This window comes from Nonomuraea sp. CA-218870 (assembly GCF_050936535.1).
Classification (GTDB): Bacteria; Actinomycetota; Actinomycetes; order Streptosporangiales; family Streptosporangiaceae; genus Nonomuraea; species Nonomuraea corallina.
In genome coordinates, this window is sequence record NZ_JBNJMN010000001.1 from 734,155 (window position 1) to 760,612 (window position 26,458).

A 26,458-nucleotide genomic window follows, 5' to 3' on the forward strand; every position below is an offset into this window, starting at 1 on the left:
CAGGGGGTAACCAGAGGTGTTCATGAGCGATGTCGAGACCGGCACAGTCACCACCAAGGTGCCCGCACGGCTGGATCGCCTCCCGTGGTCGCGCTGGCACTGGATGATCGTCATCGGGCTCGGCACCGTCTGGATCCTCGACGGGCTCGAAGTCACCATAGTCGGCAACCTCTCCGCCCAGCTGGCCAAACCCGGCAGCGGTCTCGACATCACCCAGGAGCAGGTCGCCGGCCTCGCCGCCGCGCTCTACGTCGCCGGAGCCTGCTCGGGAGCGCTGTTCTTCGGCTGGCTCACCGACAGGTTCGGCCGCAAGAAGCTGTTCATCATCACGCTGATCGTCTACCTGGCGGCCACGCTCGCCACCGCGTTCTCGTTCAGCGTGTGGTGGTTCTTCCTGTTCCGCTTCCTGACGGGGTTCGGCATCGGCGGCGAGTACGCGGCCATCAACTCCGCCATCGACGAGCTCATCCCCAGCCGGCACCGCGGCCGCATCGACATCCTCATCAACGGCAGCTACTGGCTCGGCGCGGCCGGAGGCGCGCTGCTGACCGTGCCGCTGCTGAACAACCTGCCCGTCAACATCGGCTGGCGCGTCGCCTTCGGGCTCGGCGTGGTCCTCGGGCTCGCCATCCTGCTCGTCCGCAGGCACGTACCGGAGAGCCCGCGCTGGCTGTTCATCCACGGGCGGGGCGACGAGGCGGAGGAGATCGTCCGCGGCGTCGAGGAGGAGGTGCGCCGCGAGACCCGGCAGGAACTGCCCGAGCCCGGTCAGTCCATGACCATCCACACGCGCAAGTCGATCGGGTTCATCCGCATCGCGCACACGATGGTGGCCCTCTACCCCACCCGGACGGTGCTGGGGCTGTCGCTCTTCATCGGGCAGGCGTTCCTCTACAACGCGATCACCTTCGGGTACGCGCAGATCCTGTCGACGTTCTTCCAGATCGACACCCACACCGGCTACTACTTCGCCGTCATCGCCGTCGGCAACTTCCTCGGCCCGCTCGTCCTCGGTCCGCTCTTCGACACCGTCGGGCGGGTCCCGATGATCTCGGCCACCTACATCGGCTCAGGGCTGCTGCTGCTGGGCACCGCCTGGATGTTCAACGAGGGCATGCTCACGGCCGTCACCCTGACCGCCTGCTGGTCGGTGGTGCTCTTCGTCGCCTCGGCGGGGGCCGCGTCGGCCTACCTCACGGTCAGCGAGATCTTCCCGATGGAGACCAGGGCGATGGCCATCGCCTTCTTCTTCGCCATCGGCACCGCGGCGGGCGGCATCGCCGGGCCGCTGATCTTCGCGAACCTGGTGGCCAGCGGCGTTCCCGGGGACACGGCGGTGGCCTTCGCCATCGGGGCCGTGCTCATGATCCTCGCGGGCATCGTGGAGCTGGTCTTCGGGGTGAAGGCGGAACGGCGGGGCCTCGAAGACATCGCCACCCCGCTGTCCGCCGCACGCCCGGAGCAGGCCACCTGACGGCGTCGACGGTCTCAGCCGGGCAGCGCGACAGTGAGGTCCACTTCGACGAGCTGCCCGGCGAAGCCGAGCCGGGCGACGCCCAGGAGGGTGCTGGCGGTGGTGAACGCCGGCGCGATGGGCGAGTCGCCGAGCCGCCGCCAGGCGGAGCCCAGCACCGTGCTCTCGGCGCTGACCACGTAGATCACGGAACGGACGACCTGCTCCGGCCGGGCCCCGATCGCGGCCAGCGCGGCGAGGGCGTTGGCCGCGACCTGGTCGATCTGGGCGTCCAGGTCTCCGGGACCGACGAGGGCGCCGGTCGGGTCGAGCGGGCACTGACCGGCGAGGTACGCCGTCCGTCCGGCCTCCACGACCGTGACGTGGTGGTAGCCGGGTGTCGGGTGGAGCTCGTCGGGGTTGATACGGGTGATCTTCGTCGTCATGCCGTCGAGTCTGACCGGCCCACCCCCGCCCCCGCATCCCGATATCCGCCGCCCGCGACCCACGCGAAGACCGTTCCGGCCGGTCGCCCTGCCTTCCGGGAGGACAGGACCGGTCTCCCCGGTGTGGGTCTCCGGGCGGGTGCCGGTCAGGGGCGCAGGACGTACCTGCCGCGTACGCCGCCCTTGGCGAGCGCGCGGTGGGCGGAGGCGACCTCGTCGAGCGGCACCACGGCGTGCACGCGCGCCGGAAGCCGGCCCTCGGCCGTGGCCTGGAGGATGCCCGCCAGCCGGGCGCCGTCGGGCCGCGCGATCAGCGCCCGGACCGTGATGCCGCGCTCCCCGGCCGGCTCCGCGCCCGGTTGCACGCCGACGAACAGGCCGCCGTCGCGGACCAGCGGGACGCCCGCCTCCTGGAGGGCCGCGGCGTCGGCCACCGCGTCCCAGCCGGGCGCCGGGCGGTCGGTGAAGCCCGCGCCGAGGCCGCGCACGAACTCCTCGTCCTGGGTCCTGGCCAGCCCAGTGACCCGCCAGCCGCGCTCGGCCGCGAGCACGGCGACGTTCGCGCCGAGCGCGCCCGCGGCGCCGGTCACCAGCAGGCTCCGGCCCTCGCCGTCGCCGAGCAGGTCGACGAGCTGGGCCGCGCCCACGCCGTTGAGCGGCACCGCGGCCGCGGTGGTCAGGTCGAGGCCGTCGGGCACGAGCGCGACGTCGGCCGCCGTCACGACGAGCTGTTCGGCGTAGGTGCCGAAGTCGCGGTCGAACCCGTCGATCAGGCCCGCGACCCGGCTGCCGACCGGCAGGTCGACGCCGGGCCCCGCCGCGGCGACGGTCCCGGCGAAGTCCCAGCCCAGACCGGTGTGGTGCGGCTGGTGGACCAGCCCGCGCCGGTGGAACAGCCCGGCGGCGACCGCCACGTCGACGGGGTTGACGGCGGCCCCGGCGATCGCGACGCGGACCTGGCCCGGCCCGGGTTCGGTGACGGGCACGTCGATGATCTCGATCGAGTCCGGGCCCCCGGGGACGCGGACGACGGCGGTGCGGAACGTGGTGGACATGGGTTCCTCCTGTGGTGAGATCCACGCTGTTGCACCACAATGGATGGGTAACTCTCCAACAGGAAGTACGCACTTCGAAGTGCGTAGGCCACCGAGCGGTAAGGAGCCACCGATGCCGACCATGACGGCGGCCGAGCGCCGGGCCCAGGAGAAGCGGGAGTACGACGCGTTCCTGGCGGGCTGTCCCAGCCGCCTGCTCCTGGACCGCGTCTCCGACAAGTGGGTGGCCCTGGTGCTGGCCGCGCTGGGCGAGGGCGGCCAGCGCCCCGGCGACACCCGCGCCGGGGCGCCGATGCGCTACTCCGAGCTGGCCCGCCGGCTGGCCGGGGTCAGCCAGAAGATGCTGACCCAGACGCTGCGCACCCTCGAACGCGACGGCCTGCTCACCCGTACGGTGACGCCCACCGTGCCCGTCACCGTCACCTACGAGCTGACCGGCCTCGGCCACTCGCTCCAGGGCCTCATGCGTGAGGTCAAGGCCTGGGCCGAGCGGCACATGGACGACGTGCTGGCCAACCGGGAGGAGTACGACTCCCGCGCCGGCGAGGTCAGGTGATCGTACGGCGGAAGACGACGGTGGCCGTGAAGCGGTCGCCGTCCTCCGGGTCCGGCTGGACCTTGGCGCTGATCACGTGCACTTCGGCGCCGGCGCCGAAGAACCGCTCCGCCAGGGGGTAGGCCGCGGCCTCGATGGCCGCCGGGGTCCGCTCGCTGACCGTCACGGACAGTTCGAAGGGGAAGGGGTCCATTCTCTGCATGTCACCTGCCTGAATGCTCGCGCCCGCTTCGGATCCCGCTACCCAGGCGGCCGGCTCTGACACGGCGCGAGGAGATCGAGTTCCAGAAGATCGCGGAAGGCTCGTTCGAGAGAGAACTCATCCCCATCACGGGCTAGGCGTCACTGCAGGTAATCAGCGGTGCGTGGTCGTTCTGCCGGAGGTTACGTGAGCGTTCTGCCGCACTGTTGGCGCTGACGACGTGCCGCGACTACGACGTCTGCTACCGGCCCGGCACCGTGGCCGTGCCGGACGTCGTACTCAGAGACCGAGTCCGGCGAGGGTCTCGTGGAAGGCGGTGATGGCCGCCTGGATCGCCGGATGCTCCCCGTACCCGCGCCTGAAGGCCGCCAGGGTGCGGCGGTGCAGGGGGAGCGGGGTGAGCCGGACGCCGGACGGCGGGGTGAGGGCCGCGAGGCGGGGCACCAGCGCCACGCCCTGCCCGGCGGCGGCGAAGGACAGCACGGTGTCGAAGTCGTCGAGGTGGTGGCGCACGTCCGGCTCGAACCCGGCCGCCTGACAGGCTCTGATCGTCATCGTGTGGCACAGGGTGCCGGGCGTGCCGGCGATCCACGGGTCGTCTGCGGCGGCGGCGATGGCGGGCCGGTCGGTGAGGTACATGGGCTCGGCGAACAGCGGCTCGGTCTCCAGGGCCGCGTCGGTGACCGGGGGCACGAAGTCGTACTCGTGCACGAGCGCGATGTCGAGTTCGCCGGCGCGCAGGGCGGCGGAGACGTCGGCCGGGTCGATCTCGGAGATCATCGGCGTCAGCGCCGGGTGGGCGGCGGCGAGCCGGGCCAGCGCCGGGGGCAGCAGGACGCGGGCGGCGGTGGGGAACGCGCCGACCCGCAGCGGCCCGGCGGGGCCTCCGCGGGCGGCGGCGAGCGCGGCGGAGGCGCGTTCGAGCTGTTCGAGCACGGCCTGCGCGTGCCCGACGAGCAGCCACCCGGCCGGGGTGAGCGTCACGGTGCGGCCGGTGCGCTCCAGCAGCGGCACGCCCGCCTCGCGTTCGAGTGCGCTGAGTTGCTGGGAGACCGCCGAGGGGGTGAACGCGGCGGCCTCGGCGACGGCCGCGATGGTGCCGCGCCGGGACAACTCGCGCAGGAGGTGCAGCTTGCGCGGGTCGAGCATCAGTCCATCTTACGGTGCAGCTTAGAAATGGTCGCTGGACCTTACGGATCGATCCGGGCGAGGCTGGGAACATGTTCACCGGAATCCATGTACCTCTGATCACTCCCTATGACGCCGAGGGCGAGGTGTCCTTCGACGCGCTCGGCAAGCTCGCCGATCACGTGCTCGGCCAGGGCGCCTCCGGCCTGGTCGCGCTGGGCACGACCGGCGAGGTCGCGGCCCTGACGCCGGACGAGCGCGACCGGGTGATCGAGACGTGCGCGGCCGCGTGCCGGGAGCGCGGGCTGCCGCTGACCGTCGGCGTCACCGGCAACGACACCCGCTCGGTCGGCCGGGCGCTCAGGGAACTGCCGGAGGGGGTCGCGGCGGCGCTCGTCACTGTGCCGTATTTACTGCGGCCGTCGGAGCGCGGCGTGATCGCGCACTTCGAGGCGCTGGCCGAGGAGACCCCGGTGCCGTTGATGATCTACCACATCCCCTACCGCACCGGGCAGGCGGTGAGCGCGGCGACCCTGCGGCGGCTCGGCGCCCACCCGCGGATCGCCGCCGTCAAGTACGCGGCGGGCGGCGTCGACCAGGACGCGGTGGACCTGCTCGGTGACCTGCCTGACGGGTTCGACGTGCTGGGCGGGGACGACGCGTTCGTCTCGCCGCTGCTGGCCCTGGGCGCGTCCGGCGGCGTCCTGGCCTCGGCTCACCTGGCCACCGGCGCGTTCGCCGAGCTGGCCGCGGCCTGGCGGGCCGGCGACGTGGCCCGGGGCAGGACGCTGGGGCATCGGCTGGCCCGGCTGTCGGCCGCGCTGTTCGCCGAGCCGAACCCGACGGTGATCAAGGGCGTGCTGCACGCCCGCGGCCTCATCCCCACCCCCGACGTGCGGCTGCCGCTGCTGCCCGCGAGCCGGGAGGCGGTGTCACAGGCTGACCTGGTGGCGGTACATCCAGGCCAGTGACTCCTGGTTCGCCTGGCGCTTGAGGATGATCGGCAGCAGCGCGTCCCTGAAGATCCGGCCGACCGGCCCGGCGGCCTTGCTGTTGCTGATCCTCCTGGCGTAGGCGACCACCCGCTCGGCGCGCTCGCGCCGCTCGCTCTCGTACCGGCCGAACGCCTCCCGATGGCCGGCGGCGTCGCGCAGGCAGCGGGCGAGCACCACGGCGTCCTCGACGGCCTGCGACGCGCCCTGCCCGGAACTGGGGGAGGTGGCGTGCGCGGCGTCGCCGGTCAGCACCACCCTGCCGCGGTGCCACACGGGCACCGGCGGCAGGTCGTGGATGGGGAACACCTGGCCCAGGTCGGCACGCCGGACCAGAGCGGCGGCGATGCCGGCGTCGTCCGCGAACGCCTCCTCCAGCACCGGCCGCCAGTCCGCCGGCTCGTCGCCGAGCGCGCGAGGCAGGTTCGCGAACCACCACGTCTCGCCGTCAGCGGTCACCGTGTAGCCGAAGAACGCCCGCTTGCCGAACACCATGTGGTAGACGCCGGGTTCGCCCTTGATAGAGGAGTCCTTGTAGATGCCGCCACAGTTGTACAGGCCGGTGTAGCGCGGTTCTGGCGCCTCGGGGTCGAGCAGCCGCCGGGTGCGCGAGTGCACGCCGTCGGCCGCGATCAGCAGGTCGCCGGTCGCGCTCGTGCCGTCCTCGTACCGGGCCACCACCTGGGAGCCGGTGTCGTCGAAGGAGACCAGGCGCTTGCCGTAGGCGATCGGGACGCCCCGTGCGGTGGCCGCGTCCCGCATGATCCGGTAGAGGTCCGAGCGCAGGATCGTGTGGCTCACCGTGCCGTCGTCCAGCGTCATCCCGTTGGGCACCCGGCCCAGGCGCTTGCCCGTGCCGCTCGACATGACCATGTCGGGCGTGGGGATGCCGGCGCGCGCCACCTCGTGGTGCAGGCCGAGCACGCGCAGCGCGGCCATCCCGTTGGAGGCGACGTTGAGGAACGCGCCCACGCCCTCGGCGCCGGCGCCGTACGCCTCGTAGATCTCGGCGTCGATGCCCACCTCGCGCAGCGCCATGGCGATGGCGGGGCCGCCGATCCCGCACCCTGTGATGAGAGCCTTCACCGTGATAACCTTTCGTTCGGTCGAACGAAATATATGTCGAGGCAGGATCGCATGTCCAGAGATGTTTCGGGCCATCGAAAGAAATTGCTCGACGCGCTGACCACGGCCGGGCGGGAGAACAGCAACGCCGCCGTCATGTACCACACGGCCATGGGCGAGCGGCTGGGCCTCGGCATGACCGAGGAGAAGACCCTCGACCTGCTGCAACGCCTAGGCCCGCTGACGGCGGGGGAGATCTGCCGGCACACCGGTCTGGCCCCCGCCACCGTCAGCAACCAGATCGACCGGCTGGAGGCCAAAGGGCTGGCCCGGCGGGCCCGCCACCCCAAGGACCGGCGCCGCGTCATCGTGGAGATCGACCAGGAGCGGCTGGCCGGCTTCGAGGAGCTGTTCATGCCGCTGGTGACCGGCCTGGCGGGCCTCTACGAGCGCTACACCGACGAGCAGCTGGAGCTCATCCTCGACTTCCTCGGCCGGGCCACGGCCATCCAGCGCGCCGCCACCGCCACCCTGGCCCGGCAGGAGACCCGGCCCGTCAGCGGTCCCTGATCGCGGTGCCGACGTCGCGGACCTGGTCCGCCAGCAGCCCCAGTGCGCCGACGGCCCGGCTCATCGGGTCGTCGGCGTCCCCGCCCAGCGCCTTGTCCCGCAGGTAGGCGGCCCTGATCGCGGCCCAGCGCGCCGCCTGCTCCGGGCCGAGGCGGCCGCGCAGCTCCGCCAGCTTGAGCAGGTTCGCCTCGGCGTCCGCGGTGAGCGTCTGCGCCTCGCCCAGGTAATGGTCGTCGATGAGCGCCTCCAGCTCCTCGTCGTTCATCGCCGGGACGATCCGCTCGGCCAGCTTGTTCATGTTCCGGTACGAGCCCTGCAGCCGGTACGGCGGCTCGGTGCGCGAGGCGTCGGCCTGGGCGGCGGAGGCGATGTAGGCCCGGTTGTTGGCCGGCACCACCTCCTGGACCCGCACCAGCTTGCGCAGCACGCTCAGCACCTGGTCCAGCTCGGGCTTGGTGTACGGGTGCGTGAGCTGGTCCGGCCGCACCGACGCGTCACCCCTGGCCAGCCGGACCAGCAGCTCCACGTCCGACCGGTCGCGGGCCGACAGCGGGGCGAGCACCGGGTTCGCCCGCCATGCACACGGCGAAACCGCTTGCCGCGCAGGTCGTAGGTGCGGGTCCGGCCGTTCCAGACGCCCTCAATACGCCGTTGCGCGTCGCAGAGCGAGATGAACTTCTGCAGCAGCTCGGGCGAGGTGTGCTGGATGTCGTCCAGGTACAGCAGGGTGTTGTTGCCCGCCTCCAGCGCGAACGAGATCTTCTCCACCTCCTGCCTGGCGGTCGCGTTCGGCGCCTCGGCCGGATCGAGCGAGGTCACGTCGTGGCCCAGCGCCGGCCCGTTCACCTTGACGAACAGCAGCCCGAGCCGGCTGGCCACGTACTCCATCAGCGTCGTCTTGCCGTAGCCGGGCGGCGAGATGAGCAGCAGCAGCCCCATCTGGTCGGTGCGCCTGCCCTCGCCCGCCGCGCCGAGCTGCTTGGCCAGGTTGCCGCCGATGAGCGGCAGGTACACCTCTGGTACGCGCGAAAGCCCGGCACCCGCTCGGCCGCGAAGCGCCGGACCCTGGACAGCAGCTCGTCCAGCCGGAGCTCCAGTTTCCTGTCGGCGATCCGCGGGTGCGACCCGAGCAGGCCCTCCACGGTGGCGGTGACGGGGGCGCCGGAGTCGTGCCTGGGCAGGTCGCACAGCAGGACGGCGACGGCCTCGGCCAGCTCAGGCCCCTGCGCGTACGCGCCGAGCCAGGCGTGGGCGAGCTGCAGCCGTTCCGGCAGCGGGACGGACGCGAGGTCGGACTCGAACGCGTGGGTCCCGGCCGGCCCGAGCGCGTGGTGGAACCCGTCCAGCAGGTCGCGCGCGGCCTTGCCGGTGACGAACCCGGCGGGCGTGCCGGCCAGCTCCTCCACCAGGTAGTCACCGGCCGCCGCGGCGTCGGCGTCGGCCAGGCCGACCGTCGCCAGGAAGGCGGCGATCAGCGCGCCCAGCTCGGCGGCGAGCGCGGTCAGGGCCGGTCCCGGGCCGAAGACCTCGCGGGCGCGCACCAGCGACACGGCCCTGGTGGCCAATGTTTTACGTGAAACCTCGTCCACCCCGTGCGCCCAGAACAGCTGCGCCGCGGCCCGCGCCTCCGGCGGGTGGCGCAGCAGCCCGGCGCCTTCGCGGAGCCGGACCAGCGCGTCGAGGATCGCGGCGGCGTCGTGGTCGTGCACGCCCCGCTCGTAGCCCTCGTCGTAGCGGGCCTCGGCGGCCTCCCGGACCAGGCGGGCCAGGTCGTCGCCGGGGGCGGCCCGGTCCAGCAGCGAGGCCGCGAGGTACTCGCCCCGGTAGACCTCGGGCGTCTCGGACACCAGGAGCTGGTCCCAGAAGGGCCGGGTGTCGGCGAACGAGACCGGCACGGGCGAGCGGAAGTCGGTGCCGGTGATGGCCAGCCGCATGGTGTCGTCGTGCGGCACCAGCGTGAGGTCGACGGGCTGGGTGTTCACCGCGAACCGGTGACGGCGCTTCTCGGTCTCGACCTCCTTGTCCTTGGCGATGCGCGACAGCTCGGTCTCCCGCTCGCGGGCGATGACCTCCAGCAGGCGGTCCTTCTCGATGCGCTCGGACTCGATGGCGCCTCCTCGCGCGCCATGCTCCGTCCCCCGGTGCCGTTCTGTCGGACTCTATACATGTAAAGCGCGAGTAAGAGGTTGCGGCTGGTCCGCGCGGTTGACCTCAAGCGCGGTTGAGGAAGCACGCTGGCCGCATGAGTGAAGAGACGATGCGGGCCGCCGCCTTCGCCGAGTTCGGCGGCCCCGAGGTGCTGAAGGTGATGCGGCTGCCGGCCCCGCAGGCCGGCCCCGGCCAGGTCCGGGTACGGGTGAAGACCGCCGGCGTGCAGCCGTTCGACGCCGCCGTGCGGGCCGGGTGGACCCCGCCGGGGCTGCCGGGTGGCCTGCCGCGCGTCCCCGGCAACGAGTTCGCGGGCGTGGTGGACCAGGTGGGGGCGGGAGTGACGGGGGTGGAGCCGGGCGCCGAGGTGCTCGGGTTCTCGGTGCTCAACTGCTACGCCGAGTACGTCGTCGTCGGCGCGGGCGACGTGACGCCCAGACCCGCCTCGATGCCGTGGGAGGTGGCCGGCGGGCTCACCGCGGGCGCGCAGACGGCCGAGCTGGCGCTCGACGGGATCGCCGTCGGCGCGGGCGACACCCTGCTGGTGCACGCCGCCGCCGGCGCGGTCGGCACCGCCGCCGTGCAGATCGCCAGGATGCGCGGCGCCACCGTGATCGGCACCGCCCGCGAGGCGAACCACCCCTACCTGCGCGAGCTCGGCGCCATCCCGGTCGCCTACGGCCCGGGCCTGGCGGACCGGGTGCGCGCCCTCGCACCCGACGGCGTGGACGCCGCGCTCGACGGCGCGGGCGGCGACGCCCTGGACGTGTCGCTGGAACTGGTCAAGGACCGCGGCCGCATCCTGACGCTGGTCGAGCACGGCAAGGCCGCCGACCTCGGCATCCAGGTCACCCGGGGCACGCGCAGCGCCGAGCGCCTGGCCCGCTACGCCGCCCTGTACGCCGAGGGCCGGCTCATCTTCCCGGTACGGCGCACGTACCCGCTGGAGGGCGCGGCGGACGCGCACCGCGAGATCGAGGCCCGCCACGGCCGGGGCAAGATCGTCCTTCTGGTCGGCTAGGAACGGGCGCGCTGCCGCTGGTTGAACCGGCCGACCTTGGCCCGGTTGCCGCACACGTCCATCGAGCACCAGCGGCGGCCGCCGTTCTTGCTCACGTCGTAGAACCACAGCACACAACGCGGGTTGGCGCACTTGCGCACCCGCTCAGGGCGGTCGCCGAGCACGCGGACCAGGTCGGCGGCCGCCACCCAGGCCGCGTGCCAGGCGGGATCGTCCAGGACGACGACCTCGTACGGCTGCGCGCCGCGCACCTGCGGCCGGCGGGCGCCGTGCGCCAGCACCGCGTTCAGCGGGCCTTCCTCGCCCCGCTCCAGCAGCGCGCGCATCGCGTCGCGGGCCCGGACCAGCCGGTCGCGGGCGCGCTCCGGGTCGTCGCGGCCCGGCAGGCCGTGATCGGCCAGCCAGGCCCGTACGCCGTCGGGGTCGTCGAACTGGTCGACCAGCGTGGCGTCGTCGATCCACACGGTGTCGACCAGGTCCAGCCCCACGGGTTCGGTCCTGAGCGGGCGGAGTCTCACGCTGATTAACCTCTGAAGTCCATTTGACCGGTTGCAGATCACCATGCTATCACTTAACCGTCTAAACCATTTTCACCGGTTAAGAGGTTCGCCATGGCCATGCGTTACCGCACCGTCCGCGTCGACGGGCTCGACGTCTTCTACCGGGAGGCGGGCGACCCGTCCGCGCCCACGCTCGTCCTGCTGCACGGCTTCCCGACCTCGTCCATCGCCTACCAGGAGCTGATCGGCGAGCTGTCGGACGAGTTCCACCTGATCGCACCCGACTACCCCGGGTTCGGGCACAGCTCGGCGCCGGCCGCCGACGACTTCGGCTACACCTTCGACCGGCTCGCCGACGTGGTGGACCGGACGCTGGACGCGCTCGGGCTCCGCCGGTACGCGCTCTACGTGCACGACTACGGCGCGCCGATCGGCTTCCGGCTCGCCGAACGGCACCCCGAACGGATCACCGGCATCGTCACGCAGAACGGCAACGCCTACGAGGAAGGACTGACCCCGTTCTGGGACCCGTTCCGCAAGCTCTGGGCCGACCCGCACGCCGACCCCTCGGCGCTGCGCGCCTTCTTCACCCGGGAGGCCACCCACTGGCAGTACACGCACGGCGTGCCCGACGCCGCGCTGGTCAACCCGGACAAGGAGCTGTTCGACCAGGCGCTGCTCGACCGGCCGGGCAACGACGCCGTCCAGCTCGCGCTCTTCCTGGACTACGCGGCCAACGTCGCCCTCTACCCGCGGTGGCAGCAGTACCTGCGCACCCACCGCCCGCCGGTGCTGGCCGTGTGGGGCCGCAACGACGAGATCTTCGGCCCGGCCGGCGCGCGGGCCTTCGCCGGCGACGTGCCGGACGCCCGCATCCACCTGCTCGACGCGGGCCACTTCCCGCTGGAGACCAGGCTCACCCAGATCGCGGCCCTGACCCGCGACTTCCTGCACAGCCTGTCGGACTGACCCCGATGACCCACTCCACCCCCACCGGCCCCTACCCGACGCCCGGTCCGGGGTCCGGTGGGCGCCGGGTCAAGGACGCGATGGTCGCCACGGTGGCGGCGCTGGCCGGGCTGCTGCTGCTCGCCGCCGTGGCCGGCGCGGTCGAACCCGGCCTGTTCGCGGTGCCGTTCGTGGCCAGCGCGGGGATCGTGGCGCTGGCCCCGGCGGCGCCGTTCGCGCAGCCCCGCAGCATCGTGCTCGGCCACGCCGTCGCGGCGGCGATCGCCCTGGCCGCCACCGCCGTGGCCGGCCCGTCGGTGTGGACGGCGGCCGTGGCCGCCGCCCTGTCGATCGCGCCCATGCTTCTCCTGCGCGCCCCGCACCCGCCCGCCGCGGCCACCGCGGCGCTGATCGGGCTCACCGCGCCGGACCCGGTCTACCTGCTCAACCCGGTGCTCACCGCCAGCGCCCTGGTGATCGCCGGCGGAGTGGCACTGGGCAGGGTGCTCCCGGGCCAGAGGTACCCGGCCTACTGGCGGTGAGTCATCGCCTCGGCGATGGCGAGCTGGATCTCGTTCAGCCGGATCTCACCGTCCTCGACGTCCCACAGCGAGTTCTGCAGCACCCGGCCGAGCGTCCATCCGGCCGCCCGCGCCGGGTCCAGCTCCAGCGCCTCCACCAGCAGGTCGAAGCGGCGCAGTACGCTCCCGCGTACGTCGCCGGAGGCCACCACCTCGCCCCACCGGTTGTCCAGCGCGGGCATCAGGTCGAACCCGGGGTCGCCGGCCAGCGGCTTCGGGTCGATCGCCAGCCACGGCTCCCGCCCGGCGGCCAGCACGTTGTCGTAGTGGAGATCCCAGTGGAGCAGCCGGTCGCCGGGCTCGGGGACGAGTTCGGCGACCGCCGCCGCGCACCGGCGCAGCCACGCCCGGTCCTCCTCCCGGGACACCTTCGCCAGCGCCCCGGGCACGTCCTCCAGCATCCGCCCGGCGAGGTCGCCGAGCCGCCGCAGCCCTGCGGGCGCGGGCCGCGCCACCAGCCGGGCCAGCAGCTCGGCGAGGATCTCCAACGCCTTCACCTCGTCCGGCACCGCCGACAGCGACCGGCTCTCGTCCAGCCGCTCCAGCAGCATCGTCCCGGTGGCCGGGTCGTGCTCCAGCAGCAGCACCGACCCGTCGCCGGCCCAGGCGCGCAGCCCCACGGGCTCGGTCGCGTTCTCGTCGGTGACGGGCTGCAGCTTGAGCGCGGCGGGCATGCCGTCGGCCCGCACCACGGGCAGCACCAGAGAGACCACCCCGTGCATGGGCCGGCCGTCGAGGCGCAGCCCCCACTCCTCCAGATAGCGCCCGGCCAGCGCGGGCAGCCCCGCCGACCAGGCCCGCCCCGCCTCGCCCTCCCACTTGACATGCGACTCGGTCAACGCCGGCGGCACCACGATCTCCATGCCACCAGTCTGGCCGCCGGGACAACCGGTTTTCACGGGGTCACGGCCTTGCGCAGGGAGTGCAGGCACAGCCGCAACGCCGTGTGCTTGGGCACGCACTGCTCCCGGGTGTGCTGCCAGGCCGCGTACAGCATGGCCCACAGCAAGCTGCCCACCCAGGCTGTCGACAGCGCGGGGTCGATGGTGCCGTCGGCGTGCCCGCGCTCGATGAGCCGGGTCAGCGCCTGATCCGCCTCGGTCTCCGAGTCCCAGCTCTCCCAGTCGGCCAGCTGCGGGTTCTCGAAGGCGAACAGGAAGCCGTCGCCCAGCTCGAAGTACTCCTGGCAGAGCCGGTCGAGCGCCTCGACGGCGGGGCCGTCGTCGAGGCGGGCCCGCTCTGTGGTGGTCGCCACCAGCTCCATGAGGTGCGCGCCGATCGCGCTCAGCAGGTCGGAGCGCTCGCGGAAGTAGCGGTGGACGGTCGTGCGGCCGACTCCGGCGGCGGCCGCCACGTCGGCCAGCGAGGCGGACGGGTTTCTGGCGAGGGTCGACACGGCCGCGTCGAGGATGGCGCGTCGTGTGCGTGCCCGGGTGCCCGTCTCGTCCATGGGCTTACGGTACAGGGGCCACCAGAGAGAAACTCATTTGACCGATTATGGAACATTGATGTTCCATGATGGGTATGAAAATTCCGGAATCCTGGCGCATCCTGTGGTCCTTCGCCCGGCCGCACGTCCGCACGCTCGCGTCCGGGCTGCTCCTGGCGCTGGTGGGCTCGGCGCTGGCCCTCGCCACGCCGATGATCACCAAGTGGGTGCTCGACGCGCTCGGGACCGGAGCCTCGCTCGCGGCGCCCGTCGGCGCGCTGCTGGCGCTGCTCGTGGTGGGCATCGTGGTCGGGCGCTGGCAGTGGGTCATGCTCGGCTCCCTGGGCGAGCGGGTGGTCCTGGAGGCGCGCGACTCGGTGGTGCGCCGCTTCCTGAGGGCCACGGTGCCCGCCGTCACCCGTCACCCGGCAGGTGAGCTGGTCACCCGTGTGACCTCCGACACCGTGCTGCTCAGAGAGGCCGCGACCTCCAGCGTGATCGGCCTGGTCAACGGCACCGTCATGCTGGTCGGCACGCTCGTCCTGATGGGCGTGCTCGACCTGGTCCTGCTCGCGGTCACGGTGGTGGCCGTGCTCGTGGTGATCGTGCTGTTCGCGCTGCTCATGCCCACGATCTCCAAGGCCCAGGAACGGGCGCAGGAGCATGTCGGGCGGCTCGGCGGCGTGCTGGAGGGCACGCTGCGGGCCATCAGGACCGTGAAGGCCAGCCGCGCCGAGGACCGCCAGGCGGACCGCATCCTGGCCGAGGCGCACGCCTCACGGGAGCAGGGCGTGCGCGCCGTCCGGGCCCAGGCCACGGCCTGGACCGTCGCCTGGGCCGGCATCCAGTTCGCGATCATCCTGATCCTCGGCATCGGCGCCTGGCGGGTGGGCGCGGGCCACATGGAGGTGTCGAGCCTGATCGCGTTCCTGCTCTACGCGTTCGGGCTGATGGACCCGATCATGGAGCTCAGCCAGAACACCACGGCCCTGCAGTCCGGCATCGCCGCGGCCGAGCGGCTCCGGGCGGTGGAGGCGATGCCGGCGGAGCCCGCCGGCCCCCTCGCCCCGGCGGCCGGCGGCGACCCCGAGGGGCCGGTGATCGAGCTGCGCGGCGTCACCGCCGTGTACGCGCCGGGCGCCGGACCGGCCGTGCGCGACGTCGAGCTGGCCGTCCCCAGGCGCGGCCACCTGGCCGTCGTGGGCGGTTCCGGCGCGGGCAAGACGACGCTGTTCTCGCTGATCCTCGGCTTCCTCGAACCTCGGGAAGGGGAACTGCTGCTCGACGGCCGTCCGTACGCCGCGTACAGCAGGGAGGACATCAGGTCCAGGCTCGCGTACGTCGAGCAGGACACCCCGCTGGTGCCGGGCACGATCCGGGAGAACCTGCTGTTCTCCAACCCCGCCGCCACGGCCGAGGAGGTCGCCGAGGTCCTGCGCGAGGTCCGGCTGGACCTCGCCGACCTGGACCGGCCGGTGTCGTCGGGACAGGTGTCGGGCGGCGAGCGCCAGCGCATCGCGCTCGCGCGGGCGCTGCTCCGCGCGCCGGACGTGCTCCTGCTGGACGAGGCCACCGCGCAGCTCGACGGACTCACCGAGGCCGCGGTCCAGGAGTGCGTGCGCCGCCAGGCCGCCAGAGGCGCCGTCGTCACCATCGCGCACCGGCTGTCCACCGTGATCGACGCCGACCAGATCGTGGTGATGGACGGCGGCCGGATCCGCGCCCGCGGCACGCACGGGCAGCTGCTGGCGTCGGACGAGCTCTACGGCGCGTTCGTGGCCGCGCTGCGCATCGCCGAGCCGGCCGGCGCCCGGTGATCAGTAGTGATAGGGGTACGGCGACCAGTCGGGCTCGCGCTTCTCCAGGAATGAGTCGCGTCCTTCGGCGGCCTCGTCGGTCATGTAGGCCAGCCTGGTCGCCTCGCCGGCGAACACCTGCTGGCCCACCAGCCCGTCGTCGATCAGGTTGAAGGAGAACTTGAGCATCCGCTGCGCCGTCGGCGACTTGGCGTTGATCTTGCGGGCCCACTCCAGGGCCGTGGCCTCCAGCTCCTCGTGCGGGACGACGGCGTTGACCATGCCCATCCGGTGGGCGTCGGCCGCGCTGTAGGTGTCGCCGAGGAAGAAGATCTCGCGGGCGAACTTCTGGCCCACCTGGCGCGCGAGGTAGGCGGAGCCGAAGCCGCCGTCGAAGCTCGCCACGTCGGCGTCGGTCTGCTTGAACCGGGCGTGCTCGGCGCTGGCGAGTGTGAGATCGGCCACCACGTGCAGGCTGTGGCCGCCGCCGGCCGCCCAGCCGGGCACCACGCAGACGACCACCTTGGGCATGAACCGGATCAGCCGCTGCACCTCCAGGATGTGCAGCCGTCCCGTCGAGGCGGAGCCGTCGGCGTACTGGTAGCCGTCCTTGCCGCGGATGCGCTGGTCACCGCCGGAGCAGAACGCCCAGCCGCCGTCCTTGGGCGAGGGGCCGTTGCCGGTCAGCAGCACGCATCCGACGTCGGTGGTCTGCCGGGCGTGGTCGAGCGCGCGGTAGAGCTCGTCGACGGTCTGCGGCCGGAAGGCGTTGCGCACCTCCGGGCGGTCGAACGCGATGCGCACCGTGCCCTGGTCGACGGCCCTGTGGTAGGTGATGTCGGTGAAGTCGAACCCCTCGACTTCCTGCCACGCCTTGGGATCGAACAGCTCGGAGACCATGGGCCGAAGCCTACCCGGTGGCGGCTCCGGCCCACGGGGCCGGTCAGGGGACCTCCGCGCGGAGCTCGGCGAGCAGCTGGCCCTGGTCGGCGAGCATGTCGGTCAGGATGCGGCGTGCGATGCGCAGCAGGTCGGCGAGCTCGGGGGTGGCCAGCGTGTAGACCACGGTGCTGCCCTCACGGATGGCGGTGACGATGCCCGCTCTGCGCAGGACCGCCAGCTGCTGGGAGAGACTCGACGCCTCGATGTCGATCTGGGCCAGGAGATCCCTGACGGGTAGTGGCCCCTCCTGGAGTAGCTCCAACACTCTGATGCGAGCGGGGTGGCCAAGTGTCCGGAACAAATCCGCCTTGGCCTGGTTGACCTCCACGTGCATAGTGACAGACTAATCCAGCGCAGTTGCATAATTCTTCAAGTCGTAACGTTGTCGGCTAGCATGGGCACCGGGGACTAGGGAGTTGAGCCATGGGCCGAGGAAGAGCCAAGGCGAAGCAGACGAAGGTCGCTCGCCAGCTGAAGTACACCAGTCATCACATCGACTACGACCGCCTCCGTGAGGAACTGGGCGCCGACGACCGGCGGGACGACAGGCACCCCGCTAGCTCGTCCGATCAAGAGATCGAGCGCGCGCAATAACGCGGGTCAGTCGTGCGGGAGTGAAGGTGACGTTGGTGAGCCGCCTGGGCTCCGGCGCCGGGTCCGGTGCCGTGAGGTCCAGGCGGTGCAACACTTCCCGGATGATCACTCGCATCTCCAGCAGGGCGAGCTGAGCCCCGACGCAGAAGCGCCTGCCGCCACCGAAAGGCATCCACGCCCTGCTCTGCTGCCCGTCGAGGAAGCGCTCCGGACGGAACTCCCCGGGTGACGGGAAGGCGACCGGGTCGTGGTGCACGAGCGGGATGAACGGTCCCGCGTACACCCCGGCGGGGATCTCGTGGCCGCCCAGCCGCAGCGGGGCGTCGAGCAGCCGGGGAGCCTCGTAGACGGCGGGTCTGACGCGCATCACCTCCTTGACCACCGCGTCGAGATACGGCTCGTCGTCAGGCAGCCGCTCCAGCACGTGCGGCAGCCTCAGCAGGCGTTCGAACGCCCAGGCCAGGCTGGTCGCCGTGGTCTCGTGGCCGGCGATCAGCAGGGTGACCAGCTCGTCGCGGATCTCCTCGTCGGTCAGGCCCGAGGCGAGAAGCCTGCTCAGCACGTCCGTGCCGTCCGTCTCGTCCCGCCGCCTGCGGGCGATCTCCTCGTACAGGATCGCGTCGACGCCCGCGCGCAGTTTCAGGAAACGCGCGTACGGCAGGAACGGCGCCGCGGCGGCGCGCTCGCGCAGGCGGGCAGGCAGCATGGCGACCGACATCGACCCGCCGAGCTGGATCAGGCGGGGGAGCAGGGCGCGCAGCCGGCTGAGGCGTTCGGCGTCGCGGATGCCGAAGACCAGCCTGATGATCACCTCCAGGGTGATCTCCTGCATGTGGTCGCGCAGCGCGATCGGCACGCCGAGCGGCCAGGTCGCGATCTTCTCGGCGGCGATGCCGGCGATCTCGTCGTGGTAGCCGGCGACCTGCCGGGCGCGCAGCGGCGGGGTGAGCGCCTTGCGGTGGCGTGACCAGGCGTCGCCGTCCAGTGTCAGCACCGAGTGGGCGCCGACCAGGGGCTCCAGGAAGTCGCGCCTGGCGGCGCCGGCCAGTCCGCCGCCCTGATCCGTGCGGAAGACCTCCTCCGCCAGCTCCGCCGTGGTCACGTACACCTCGGGCGGGAACCCGAAGTAGCGCACCGTGAAGATCGGTCCGTACCTGCGGTGCAGCCGGTCGAACGCGCCCGCCGGGTCGAGCATGAACCAGGCGGTCTGGGCGGCTGACGGCAGCCGGGGGCCGGGTGGGAGCATCGCTTACCTCTCAATACATACGTATGTCATAGACGCTTGTATATATGGATAGCATGGATGCCGTGTCACGGAAAGAGGTTCGCGAGCGGTTGCTCGCCGGCGCGGTGAGCTGCCTGCAGGAGAAGGGCTACGCCCGCACGACCGCGCGCGACCTGGTCGCGGCGTCGGGCACCAACCTCGCCTCGATCGGCTACCACTTCGGCGGCAAGGACGCCCTGCTCAACGAGGCCATCATCGCGTGCTTCGAGGCGTGGACCGTGCGGACCGAGCAGGCCGTCTTCGCCGACACTCTCGGCACGCCCCGCGAGCTGCTGGAGCGGGCCATGGCGGCGCTGGTGGACGTGTTCGGGGAGATGCGGCCGACGTTGATGGGCTGCGTCGAGGGCTACCCCGCGGCCCTGCGCGAGGAGGCGCTGCGCGAGCGCCTCGCCGGGGCGTACGAGCAGGCCCGCGAGGCCGGGGTCGCCATCCTGCGGCGGGCCGCCGCCGAGTCGGGGATAGAGCTGCCGGTCGCGCCAGAGGTGCTGATCTCCGTGGTGATCGCCATCTCCGACGGGTTGATGATCCAGTGGCTGCTCGATCCGGAGAGCACGCCCGACTCCCGCCAGGTCGTCGACGCGCTCGCCGCACTCTCCGCCGTCCTCTGAGCCGTGCGGAGGCGGTGCGGGCTCGGGCCGGGATGGCTCGGGTGAAATGTCGTGATGAATGTCACGTACGGCTGAGTGTCCGAAAACGCGTAAGGCGCGCCCCCGAAAACCGGGAGCGCGCCCTACCGCGCGTCATGGCATCTTGCGTGACGCCTCATCGGCCCTGTCGGACACCGACGAGGCCGCCGAGTCCGCGGACTGCGAGACCCGGTCGGATCTCTCGTGAGCCCAGCGGGACGCGTCGGACGCGGAGTCCTTCATGTGCTCCGTCCATTGCTGGGCGTTGCGCCGGTAGAACAGGACGCCCGCCGCGCCGATGGCCAGGCCGGACACCAGGATGAACATCGGCCAGCGCCGCGACTTCGCCGTGCGCCCGGGGTGCACCCGGACGGCGGCGTCGTTCAGCATGGAGCTGACCGCCGGGGCGAGCTGGACCTCGACCCGGTGGGCGGCGTTCTCCAGCCTGGGCGCCGCCCATCTCCGGGCGTCGTCGACGCTCTTGTAGGCGACCAGCTTGGCCTGGTCGGCCATCGGCGACACGCGCTGACCGGTCTTCACGGCCTGGGCCTTCACCCGGCCGGTCCACGTGGTGGGAACTGCTATGGCCACGCGACGTCGTCTTCTCAGTGTCAGGGACACGCCAACCTCCCTATCGTCAAACCTCCCCTGTCGTTGGGGCCCCGCGCGTGACCTGCCCGGTACGAAGCGGCTCAATCATGGCCCCTCGTGGGAGGATGGCGGTGGAGGCGATTGTCCATAGCCCTCAAAACACCACAAATCCATTCCACGCATAGAGGAAGGCCGCTGTCTCGTGGCTGAGAAGCTGATCGCAAACCTGCAGACCAACCGCGGTCTGATCAAGGTCGAGCTCTTTCCCAACCAGGCTCCCAAGACGGTCCGCAACTTCGTGGAGCTGGCCGAAGGCTCCCGCGAGTGGACCCACCCCGGCACCGGCGACAAGAGCGCCGACCGCTACTACGACGGCACGATCTTCCACCGTGTCATCCCCAACTTCATGATCCAGGGCGGCGACCCGCTGGGCGAGGGCTTCGGCGGTCCCGGCTACGAGTTCGACGACGAGATCCACCCCGACCTCTACTTCAACCGGCCCTACCTGCTGGCCATGGCCAACGCCGGCAAGCGGATGGGGAAGGGCACCAACGGGTCGCAGTTCTTCATCACGACCGTGCCGACCCCGCACCTCAACGGCCGTCACACCATCTTCGGGGAGGTCATCGAGGGGCAGGACGTCGTCGACGCCATCTCCAAGACCAAGACCGGCCGCAACGACAAGCCGGTCGACGAGGTCGTCCTGGAGTCGGTCACGATCGACCGCGTCCCGGCCTGACCCGCCGTCCGGCCTTCAGGGTCGCCGCGCCCGGGGAGCCCCGGGCGCGGCCCTGCGGGCCTGCGACTCCCGAACGCGGTCGCCGGGTGGACTCCTTGACGCGGCCGTGGGGCCCGGAGGCGGCCCTCGGCGTCCCGGTGGAGGGACGCGGCAACCGTCCACAGGCTTTAGGCTGCGGGCATGACCAGCCAGCCTCCCGTCCAGCCGCAACAGCCCGCGGAGGCGGTCCCCACGTGCTATCGGCACCCCGACAGGGAGACGTGGGTCCGCTGCCAGCGGTGTGACCGCCCCATCTGCCCCGACTGCATGCGCGACGCCTCCGTGGGGTTCCAGTGCCCCGAGTGCGTGGCCGAGGGCAACCGGGGGATCCGGCAGGCGAAGTCGACCTTCGGCGGCGCCGTGGTCCGCACCCCTTACGTCACGTGGACCATCCTCGCCCTCAACCTGGCCGTCTTCGCCGTCCAGTTCTTCGAGCCGGCCATCCAGAGCTACCTGGGCATGAACTCCGTGATGGTGGCCCTGGGCGACGAGTACTATCGGCTGATCACCGCCGCTTTCGTGCACGGCGGGATGTTCCACATCCTGTTCAACAGCTGGGCCCTCTACGTGATCGGGCCGTACCTGGAGCGGGCGTTCGGGCACGCCAGGTTCATCGCCCTCTACCTCGTGAGCGCGCTCGGCGGGTCGGTGCTCGGGCTGTGGATGGACGACCCGAGAGTCCTCACCGTGGGCGCCTCGGGGGCCATCTTCGGCCTGTTCGGCGCGGTGTTCGTGGTGGGCCGCCGACTCAACCTCGACGTGCGCGGCATCGCCGTGCTGATCGCGATCAACCTGGGCATCACCTTCATCGTGCCCGGCATCAGCTGGACCGGTCACATCGGCGGCCTGGTCACCGGGGCGGCCCTGGCGGCGGCGCTGGCCTACGCGCCCCGGGACAACCGCACCGTGTGGCAGGTGGCGGCCATCGCGGGGTTCGTGGTGCTGCTCGCCGTGCTCGTGGTCGTCAGGGTGCCCTTGATCACCTTGTCAGGTCTGAGCTGACGTCCCCAGCTGTGGAAAAGCTGTGGAAAAGAACTAGCGCCAGCGGGTGGAGAGCACCACACCGAAGATGATGAAAACGAACCCGATCAGCAGGTTCCAGTTCTGCAGATCGCCGATGAAGGGGGCTCGCGGCGCCACGTAGTAGGTGGCGATCCACAGGATGCCGATGAGCCACGCGGCGACCATCGTCGGCGCCAGCCAGCGAGGGCTGACCTTGACCTGCTGGGACTTCTGCGGCGGGGTGTAGACCGCCTTCTTGCGCGTCCTGGGCTTGGGCACTGGATAACTCCTGCTGGGGGCCTGGGCTTCCGGATCGTCCACAGGCTCTGCGTTAAAGGGTAGTGGTAGCGAGCCCCAGAATAGTCGCCACGCGCACGTGATGGCGATCCCCCACGGCCGGAGTCGTCCCGTTCACCCTGGTCGTGCCGTGGCACTGCTGCTGGTCGTACTGTGGTGTCCCGTGTTCCCGGTTGACCCGTGTTCCGCTCCCGGGGCCGGCAGTGACGCTCGACGAGGTGACGGTGCGCCGATGACCCGCGTGCTGGTCGTGGACAACCACGACAGTTTCGTGCACACCATCGTCCAGTACCTGAGGGTGCTGGGCGCGACCTGTGACGTCCGCCCCCGCGACGAGGTGCGGGTGAGCGACGCCGACGGCTTCGACGCCGTCCTCATCAGCCCCGGCCCCGGCGCCCCCGAGGACGCCGGCGTGAGCGTCCCGCTGGTCCACCACGCCGCCCGGCGCGGGCAGCCGCTGCTCGGCGTCTGCCTCGGCCACCAGGCGATCGCGCACGCCTACGGGGCCACCGTCGCCCGCGCTCCCGAACTGGTGCACGGCGGCACCAGCGCCGTCAGCCACGACGGCAGGGGAGTGTTCGCCACGCTGCCCTCGCCCGTGCGGATGACCCGCTACCACTCGCTGGCCGTGCTCCCGGAGACCGTCCCCGCGACGCTGGAGGTGACCGCCCGCACGGCCGACGGCGTCATCATGGGCCTGCGCCACCGGACCGCGCCGATCGAGGGCGTCCAGTTCCACCCCGAGTCGGTGCTCTCCGAGCACGGCCACCGACTGCTCGGCAACTGGCTGCACGGAATCTGACCGCTCGGGATCTGACCCTTCGGGACCTGACCCTCCGGGATCCGACCCTTCGGGACCTGACCCTTCGGGATCTGAGCGTCCGGCTACCGGCTGCCCGGGGCCCGGGCCGTTCGCCTGCGGCTCCGGAAACCCGCGAGATTCGCTGTAACGAATCAGAGCGTCACGGCGACAACCAGATGAGCGTCCCCGCCGTCGCCCCCGAGCGGCGGGGGCGCTCTTCGTCGTCCCCGGCCCCCGACGGCGCTCCCCGGACCCGGCGCTCAAGCGGAAGGGCCGCCATCCCCGGAAGGGATGACGGCCCGCGTCGAACCGGATCAGAGTCCGTCGCCTATCGGACTGTCCCCCGGCGGCTCATCGTCCGTCGGGAAGCCGTCGTCGTCGTCGGTCGGCTCGTCGGTCGGCACGTCCTCCGTCGGGAAGTCGTTCGTCGGCTCCTCGGTGGGCGACGGCGCGGCCGGGCCCTCCGACACGACGATCGTGACCGCGAGGTTGGGCTGCAGCTTGGCGCCCTCACCCGGGTTCTGCTGGATGACCGTGCCCTGGGCCTGGTCGCTCGGCTGGGTGACGACCTTGACCTTGAAGCCCGCGTCCTCCAGAGTGCTGCGGGCGTCCTCCTCGGTCATGCCCAGCACGCCCGGGACGGCGACGGCCTCCTTCGGGATGAACAGCGTGACCGTGGCGCCCTTGTTGACCGAGGCGCCCGCCTTGGGGTCGGTCTGGAAGACCTTGCCCTGCGCCCGGCTGGACGCCCGGGTCTTGACGGCACCGGTGAGCCCCAGCTCCGACAGCTTGGCGTTGGCCTCCTCCACGGTCAGCCCGATCAGGCCGGCGGGGACCTTCACCTTCTCCTGGCCCTTGGAGACGACCACGTTGACCGTGGCGCCCTTCTCCACCTCGGTGCCTTCGGCCGGGTCGGTCTCGATCACCGTGTCCTTGTCGAACTCGGCGCTGAACTCCTCGGTGACCTCCGCCTTCAGCCCGAGCTGCTTGAGCTGGCTCTCGGCGTACTCGCGCGTCTTCGACTCCAGCCCCGGCACCTTGACCGTGGTCGGCGTGGTGGGGCTGCCGCCGTTGCCGAACATGACGTAGCCCAGGCCGACGAAGGCGCCGATGACCAGCAGCGGGATGATGACCCACAGGGCGGTCTTGAGCGCGTTGCCGCCTCCGTTGTCGGCCCGCCGCCGCCCGCCGCGGCCGCCGCCCTGCTCGTACTCGTAGGCCGGGATGGCGTTGGTGCGCTGGGTGGCCGGGCCGGTGGCGGACTGCGTGGCCGTCATCATGCGGGTGCCTTGACCGTACTGGCCGGTCATGGCCATCGTCTGGGCGTCGACCGGCATGCCGGACATGGCCCGCTGGATGTCGGCGCGCATCTCGGTCGCGCTCTGGTAGCGGTGCGCCGGGTCCTTGGCCATGGCCTTGAGCACGATCGCGTCGGCCCACTGAGGGATCTCCGGGTCGATCTGCGACGGCGGGATCGGCTCCTCGCGGACGTGCTGGTAGGCGATCGCGACGGGGGAGTCGCCGGTGAACGGCGGCTGGCCGGTGAGCAGCTCGTAGAGCACGCAACCGGTCGAGTAGATGTCGCTGCGGGCGTCGACCCGCTCGCCGCGGGCCTGCTCCGGCGAGAGGTACTGGGCGGTGCCGATGACCTGCGCCGTCTGCGTCATCGTCGCGGCCGAGTCGGCCATCGCGCGGGCGATGCCGAAGTCCATCACCTTGACGTCGCCGGCAGTGGTGATCATCACGTTGGCCGGCTTGATGTCGCGGTGCACGATGCCGCCGCGGTGGCTGTAGTCGAGGGCGCGCAGGATGCCGTCGACCAGCTCGGTCGCGCGTTCCGGGATCAGTCGCCGGTCGGCGCGGAGCAGGTCGCGCAGCGTCCGGCCGTCGACGTACTCCATCACGATGTAGGGCACGGGCGTGCCGTCGGTGACATCCTCGCCGGTGTCGTAGACCGCGACCACGGCCGGGTGGTTCAGCGACGCCGCAGACTGGGCCTCACGGCGGAAACGGGCCTGGAAGGTGTGGTCACGGGCCAGGTCCGACCGGAGGGTCTTGATCGCGACGATCCGGTCCAGCCGGATGTCTCTGGCGCGATACACCTCGGCCATGCCGCCGCGCCCGACGACGCCGTCGAGCTCGTAGCGACCTCCGAGAAGCCGAGGCTGAGTCATTTCCTGCACTGTCCCTTACCGTTCATCTTGGTGCCGGCCTGCTCGGGGGGCGGCCGCCGGTGTCCATCATCGACCCGATGGCGCATCACGTCTCCTCCTTCGGCGGGTTCGAGTCACCCGGGTCCGGCGAGGCGGAAGGTGTCGGGGTCGTCGGCGTCGTGGTGGGGGTCGGGGTCGGCGTCGGGGTCGGGGTCGGGGTACGGGTCCTGGTCGGTTTCGGGCCGGGCGTCGGCCGCCTCGTCGGTGTTGCCGACTTGCTTACCGTAGCCGACGGCGAGGGTACCGGCCTTGCCGACTTGACCGTAATCACCGGAGGCCGACTGGTCTTGGCCCGGACGGGCGGCGGCTTCTGCCGGGGCGTGCCGGAGGCGGGCCGGGGAGGCCGCGTCGTCTCCGGCGCGACGGGCAGCGGGGCCTGCGCGCTGGGGACGAGCACCAGCGCGCCGAATCCCACCGCCGCGACGGTGCCGGCCGCCGCCGCGGTCGCCAGCACCCGGCCGACGCCGCGACGGCGCCGGCGCGGCGCCTTGCGCAGCTCGGTGACGGCGGACGCGCCCGAGGTCTCGGGCCCGCCCGGAGCGCGGTCCTCGTGCCGGCCGCGGATCGGGTAACCGGAGGGGTCGGTGAGCGAGCCGAGCGCGGTGTCGCCGGTCGACAGCGACTCGCGCAGCACGTACGCCCGATCGGCCAGCTCCAGCGCCGAGCGGGGACGCTGCGCGGGGTCCTTGGCCAGCAGCGCGTTCACCAGTTCGCGCACCGGGGCCGGCACGTCCACGCCCAGCGCCGGCGGCTGCTCGCTGAGGTGGTGCAGCGCGATCGCCACCGCGCTGTCGCCCTGGAACGGGGGCCGGCCGGACAGGCACTCGTAGGCCACCACGCCCAGCGAGTAGAGGTCGCTCGCGGGCGTCAGCGGCAGGCCCTGCGCCTGCTCGGGGCTGACGTACTGGGCGGTGCCGAGCACGGTGCCGGTCTGCGTCACCGGCGCGGCCTCCATGGCCCTGGCGATGCCGAAGTCGGTCACCTTGATCGTGCCTTCGGGCGTCACCAGCAGGTTGCCCGGCTTGATGTCGCGGTGGATCACGCCGGAGGAGTGGGCCGCGTGCAGCGCCCTGGCCGTCTGGTGGAGCACGTCGAGGGAGACCTCGGGGCCGAGCGCGCCGTTGCGGACCAGGATGGCCGACAGCGGCTCGCCGTGCACCAGCTCCATCACCAGGTAGGCCCTGTCGGCCTGCTCACCGTAGTCGAAGATCTGTGCGATGCCTGGGTCGGCCAGCCCGGCGGTGATGCGCGCCTCGTTGCGGAAGCGGCCGCGGAAGGCCGGGTCGGCGTGGATGTGGCTGTGGAGCACCTTGACGGCGACCTCGCGGCCGAGCAGCTCGTCGCGGGCACGCCAGACCTCCCCCATGCCGCCGGCGGCGATGCGGGAGAGGAGGAGATAGCGGTTACCGAGCCGCATGGTTCAGCACGTTACCGTCCA

At 71.9% G+C, this 26,458-nt stretch carries 28 protein-coding genes and 1 pseudogene; 13 read left to right on the forward strand and 16 right to left on the reverse strand.

The genetic code is table 11. The features are described 5' to 3' along the window. Positions 1–22 precede the first annotated feature (22 nt). The gene (locus tag ACQEUU_RS03640) at positions 23–1,474 is read left to right on the forward strand and encodes an MFS transporter (protein ID WP_433060235.1); all 1,452 of its coding nucleotides are present in this window, start codon (positions 23–25) and stop codon (positions 1,472–1,474) included. A 14-nt stretch (positions 1,475–1,488) separates the two neighbouring features. Here ACQEUU_RS03640 and ACQEUU_RS03645 read toward each other — a convergent pair whose 3' ends face one another. Next, positions 1,489–1,899, reverse strand: coding sequence for a RidA family protein (locus ACQEUU_RS03645; protein ID WP_433060238.1), 411 nt, complete (start codon positions 1,897–1,899; stop codon positions 1,489–1,491). Positions 1,900–2,045: 146 nt separating this feature from the next. Further along, positions 2,046–2,954: an NADP-dependent oxidoreductase gene (locus tag ACQEUU_RS03650; protein ID WP_433060241.1), complete on the reverse strand. Its 909-nt coding sequence runs from the start codon at positions 2,952–2,954 to the stop codon at positions 2,046–2,048. A 112-nt stretch (positions 2,955–3,066) separates the two neighbouring features. Between ACQEUU_RS03650 and ACQEUU_RS03655 the strand changes: the two genes are divergently transcribed. Continuing rightward, on the forward strand, positions 3,067–3,510 hold the full coding sequence (locus tag ACQEUU_RS03655; protein WP_433060244.1) for a winged helix-turn-helix transcriptional regulator: 444 nt from the start codon (positions 3,067–3,069) through the stop codon (positions 3,508–3,510). On the opposite strand, the gene ACQEUU_RS03660 is transcribed toward ACQEUU_RS03655, so the two are convergent. Then, positions 3,503–3,703: a hypothetical protein gene (locus tag ACQEUU_RS03660; protein WP_433060246.1), complete on the reverse strand. Its 201-nt coding sequence runs from the start codon at positions 3,701–3,703 to the stop codon at positions 3,503–3,505. The two genes, ACQEUU_RS03655 and ACQEUU_RS03660, sit on opposite strands and share 8 nt — an antisense overlap. A 288-nt stretch (positions 3,704–3,991) precedes the next feature. After that, on the reverse strand, positions 3,992–4,861 hold the full coding sequence (locus ACQEUU_RS03665; protein WP_433060248.1) for a LysR family transcriptional regulator: 870 nt from the start codon (positions 4,859–4,861) through the stop codon (positions 3,992–3,994). A gap of 71 nt (positions 4,862–4,932) precedes the next feature. Between ACQEUU_RS03665 and dapA the strand changes: the two genes are divergently transcribed. Continuing rightward, positions 4,933–5,811, forward strand: coding sequence for a 4-hydroxy-tetrahydrodipicolinate synthase (gene dapA / locus ACQEUU_RS03670; RefSeq protein ID WP_433060250.1), 879 nt, complete (start codon positions 4,933–4,935; stop codon positions 5,809–5,811). Here dapA and ACQEUU_RS03675 read toward each other — a convergent pair. Next, a complete protein-coding gene (locus ACQEUU_RS03675; RefSeq protein ID WP_433060252.1) occupies positions 5,773–6,918 on the reverse strand; it encodes an FAD-dependent monooxygenase in 1,146 nt (381 codons plus the stop codon). The genes dapA and ACQEUU_RS03675 overlap by 39 nt on opposite strands. An 84-nt stretch (positions 6,919–7,002) precedes the next feature. Between ACQEUU_RS03675 and ACQEUU_RS03680 the strand changes: the two genes are divergently transcribed. Continuing rightward, positions 7,003–7,467: a MarR family winged helix-turn-helix transcriptional regulator gene (locus tag ACQEUU_RS03680; protein ID WP_433060254.1), complete on the forward strand. Its 465-nt coding sequence runs from the start codon at positions 7,003–7,005 to the stop codon at positions 7,465–7,467. On the opposite strand, the pseudogene ACQEUU_RS03685 reads toward ACQEUU_RS03680, so the two are convergent. After that, positions 7,454–9,578, reverse strand: a pseudogene (locus ACQEUU_RS03685) (AAA family ATPase); the annotation flags it as partial. The gene ACQEUU_RS03680 and the pseudogene ACQEUU_RS03685 sit on opposite strands and share 14 nt — an antisense overlap. A gap of 146 nt (positions 9,579–9,724) precedes the next feature. On the opposite strand from ACQEUU_RS03685, the gene ACQEUU_RS03690 reads away from it, so the two are divergent. Then, positions 9,725–10,636, forward strand: coding sequence for an NADP-dependent oxidoreductase (locus ACQEUU_RS03690; protein WP_433071730.1), 912 nt, complete (start codon positions 9,725–9,727; stop codon positions 10,634–10,636). On the opposite strand, the gene ACQEUU_RS03695 is transcribed toward ACQEUU_RS03690, so the two are convergent. Beyond that, the gene (locus tag ACQEUU_RS03695) at positions 10,633–11,154 is read right to left on the reverse strand and encodes a CGNR zinc finger domain-containing protein (RefSeq protein WP_433060257.1); all 522 of its coding nucleotides are present in this window, start codon (positions 11,152–11,154) and stop codon (positions 10,633–10,635) included. The genes ACQEUU_RS03690 and ACQEUU_RS03695 overlap by 4 nt on opposite strands. 93 nt (positions 11,155–11,247) lie before the next feature. Between ACQEUU_RS03695 and ACQEUU_RS03700 the strand changes: the two genes are divergently transcribed. Together ACQEUU_RS03700 and ACQEUU_RS03705 are read left to right on the forward strand one after the other, a co-directional pair. Beyond that, positions 11,248–12,105, forward strand: coding sequence for an alpha/beta fold hydrolase (locus tag ACQEUU_RS03700; RefSeq protein ID WP_433060260.1), 858 nt, complete (start codon positions 11,248–11,250; stop codon positions 12,103–12,105). A gap of 5 nt (positions 12,106–12,110) precedes the next feature. Then, positions 12,111–12,626: an HPP family protein gene (locus ACQEUU_RS03705; RefSeq protein ID WP_433060263.1), complete on the forward strand. Its 516-nt coding sequence runs from the start codon at positions 12,111–12,113 to the stop codon at positions 12,624–12,626. Here the strand turns inward: ACQEUU_RS03705 and ACQEUU_RS03710 are convergent. After that, positions 12,614–13,528: an aminoglycoside phosphotransferase family protein gene (locus tag ACQEUU_RS03710; RefSeq protein ID WP_433060266.1), complete on the reverse strand. Its 915-nt coding sequence runs from the start codon at positions 13,526–13,528 to the stop codon at positions 12,614–12,616. The two genes, ACQEUU_RS03705 and ACQEUU_RS03710, sit on opposite strands and share 13 nt — an antisense overlap. A gap of 32 nt (positions 13,529–13,560) precedes the next feature. Continuing rightward, positions 13,561–14,115 carry a TetR family transcriptional regulator gene (locus ACQEUU_RS03715; RefSeq protein WP_433060269.1) on the reverse strand — a complete coding sequence of 185 codons (555 nt, stop codon included), beginning with the start codon at positions 14,113–14,115 and terminating at the stop codon, positions 13,561–13,563. A 74-nt stretch (positions 14,116–14,189) separates the two neighbouring features. Between ACQEUU_RS03715 and ACQEUU_RS03720 the strand changes: the two genes are divergently transcribed. Then, positions 14,190–15,911 carry an ABC transporter ATP-binding protein gene (locus tag ACQEUU_RS03720; protein WP_433060272.1) on the forward strand — a complete coding sequence of 574 codons (1,722 nt, stop codon included), beginning with the start codon at positions 14,190–14,192 and terminating at the stop codon, positions 15,909–15,911. Here the strand turns inward: ACQEUU_RS03720 and ACQEUU_RS03725 are convergent, their stop codons facing one another. After that, positions 15,912–16,790, reverse strand: coding sequence for a 1,4-dihydroxy-2-naphthoyl-CoA synthase (locus ACQEUU_RS03725; protein ID WP_433060275.1), 879 nt, complete (start codon positions 16,788–16,790; stop codon positions 15,912–15,914). 43 nt (positions 16,791–16,833) lie between these two features. After that, a complete protein-coding gene (locus ACQEUU_RS03730; protein WP_148036039.1) occupies positions 16,834–17,166 on the reverse strand; it encodes an ArsR/SmtB family transcription factor in 333 nt (110 codons plus the stop codon). A gap of 89 nt (positions 17,167–17,255) precedes the next feature. Here ACQEUU_RS03730 and ACQEUU_RS03735 point away from each other — a divergent pair, with 89 nt between their 5' ends. Then, positions 17,256–17,426, forward strand: a complete 171-nt coding sequence (locus ACQEUU_RS03735; RefSeq protein WP_433060279.1) for a DUF3073 domain-containing protein — start codon at positions 17,256–17,258, stop codon at positions 17,424–17,426. Here ACQEUU_RS03735 and ACQEUU_RS03740 read toward each other — a convergent pair. Further along, positions 17,389–18,672 (reverse strand): cytochrome P450, encoded by a 1,284-nt coding sequence (locus ACQEUU_RS03740; RefSeq protein WP_433060282.1) that lies wholly within the window; start codon positions 18,670–18,672, stop codon positions 17,389–17,391. The two genes, ACQEUU_RS03735 and ACQEUU_RS03740, sit on opposite strands and share 38 nt — an antisense overlap. A gap of 62 nt (positions 18,673–18,734) precedes the next feature. Here ACQEUU_RS03740 and ACQEUU_RS03745 point away from each other — a divergent pair, with 62 nt between their 5' ends. Further along, entirely contained in the window at positions 18,735–19,319 is a 585-nt protein-coding gene (locus tag ACQEUU_RS03745; protein WP_433060285.1) for a TetR/AcrR family transcriptional regulator, read from the forward strand. 132 nt (positions 19,320–19,451) lie between these two features. Here ACQEUU_RS03745 and ACQEUU_RS03750 read toward each other — a convergent pair whose 3' ends face one another. Continuing rightward, entirely contained in the window at positions 19,452–19,928 is a 477-nt protein-coding gene (locus ACQEUU_RS03750; RefSeq protein ID WP_433060288.1) for a hypothetical protein, read from the reverse strand. Between the two features lie 202 nt (positions 19,929–20,130). On the opposite strand from ACQEUU_RS03750, the gene ACQEUU_RS03755 reads away from it, so the two are divergent. Then, positions 20,131–20,667: a peptidylprolyl isomerase gene (locus ACQEUU_RS03755; protein WP_433060291.1), complete on the forward strand. Its 537-nt coding sequence runs from the start codon at positions 20,131–20,133 to the stop codon at positions 20,665–20,667. Between the two features lie 180 nt (positions 20,668–20,847). Further along, entirely contained in the window at positions 20,848–21,708 is an 861-nt protein-coding gene (locus tag ACQEUU_RS03760) for a rhomboid family intramembrane serine protease (protein ID WP_433060294.1), read from the forward strand. A gap of 33 nt (positions 21,709–21,741) precedes the next feature. On the opposite strand, the gene ACQEUU_RS03765 is transcribed toward ACQEUU_RS03760, so the two are convergent. Beyond that, the gene (locus tag ACQEUU_RS03765) at positions 21,742–21,987 is read right to left on the reverse strand and encodes a cell division protein CrgA (RefSeq protein WP_270157698.1); all 246 of its coding nucleotides are present in this window, start codon (positions 21,985–21,987) and stop codon (positions 21,742–21,744) included. 250 nt (positions 21,988–22,237) lie between these two features. Between ACQEUU_RS03765 and ACQEUU_RS03770 the strand changes: the two genes are divergently transcribed. Further along, positions 22,238–22,807 carry an anthranilate synthase component II gene (locus ACQEUU_RS03770; RefSeq protein WP_433060297.1) on the forward strand — a complete coding sequence of 190 codons (570 nt, stop codon included), beginning with the start codon at positions 22,238–22,240 and terminating at the stop codon, positions 22,805–22,807. 314 nt (positions 22,808–23,121) lie between these two features. On the opposite strand, the gene pknB is transcribed toward ACQEUU_RS03770, so the two are convergent. Together pknB and ACQEUU_RS03780 are read right to left on the reverse strand one after the other, a co-directional pair. Next, positions 23,122–24,981: a Stk1 family PASTA domain-containing Ser/Thr kinase gene (pknB, locus tag ACQEUU_RS03775; RefSeq protein ID WP_433060300.1), complete on the reverse strand. Its 1,860-nt coding sequence runs from the start codon at positions 24,979–24,981 to the stop codon at positions 23,122–23,124. Positions 24,982–25,066: 85 nt separating this feature from the next. Beyond that, entirely contained in the window at positions 25,067–26,437 is a 1,371-nt protein-coding gene (locus tag ACQEUU_RS03780) for a protein kinase domain-containing protein (protein ID WP_433060302.1), read from the reverse strand. Positions 26,438–26,458 lie beyond the last annotated feature (21 nt).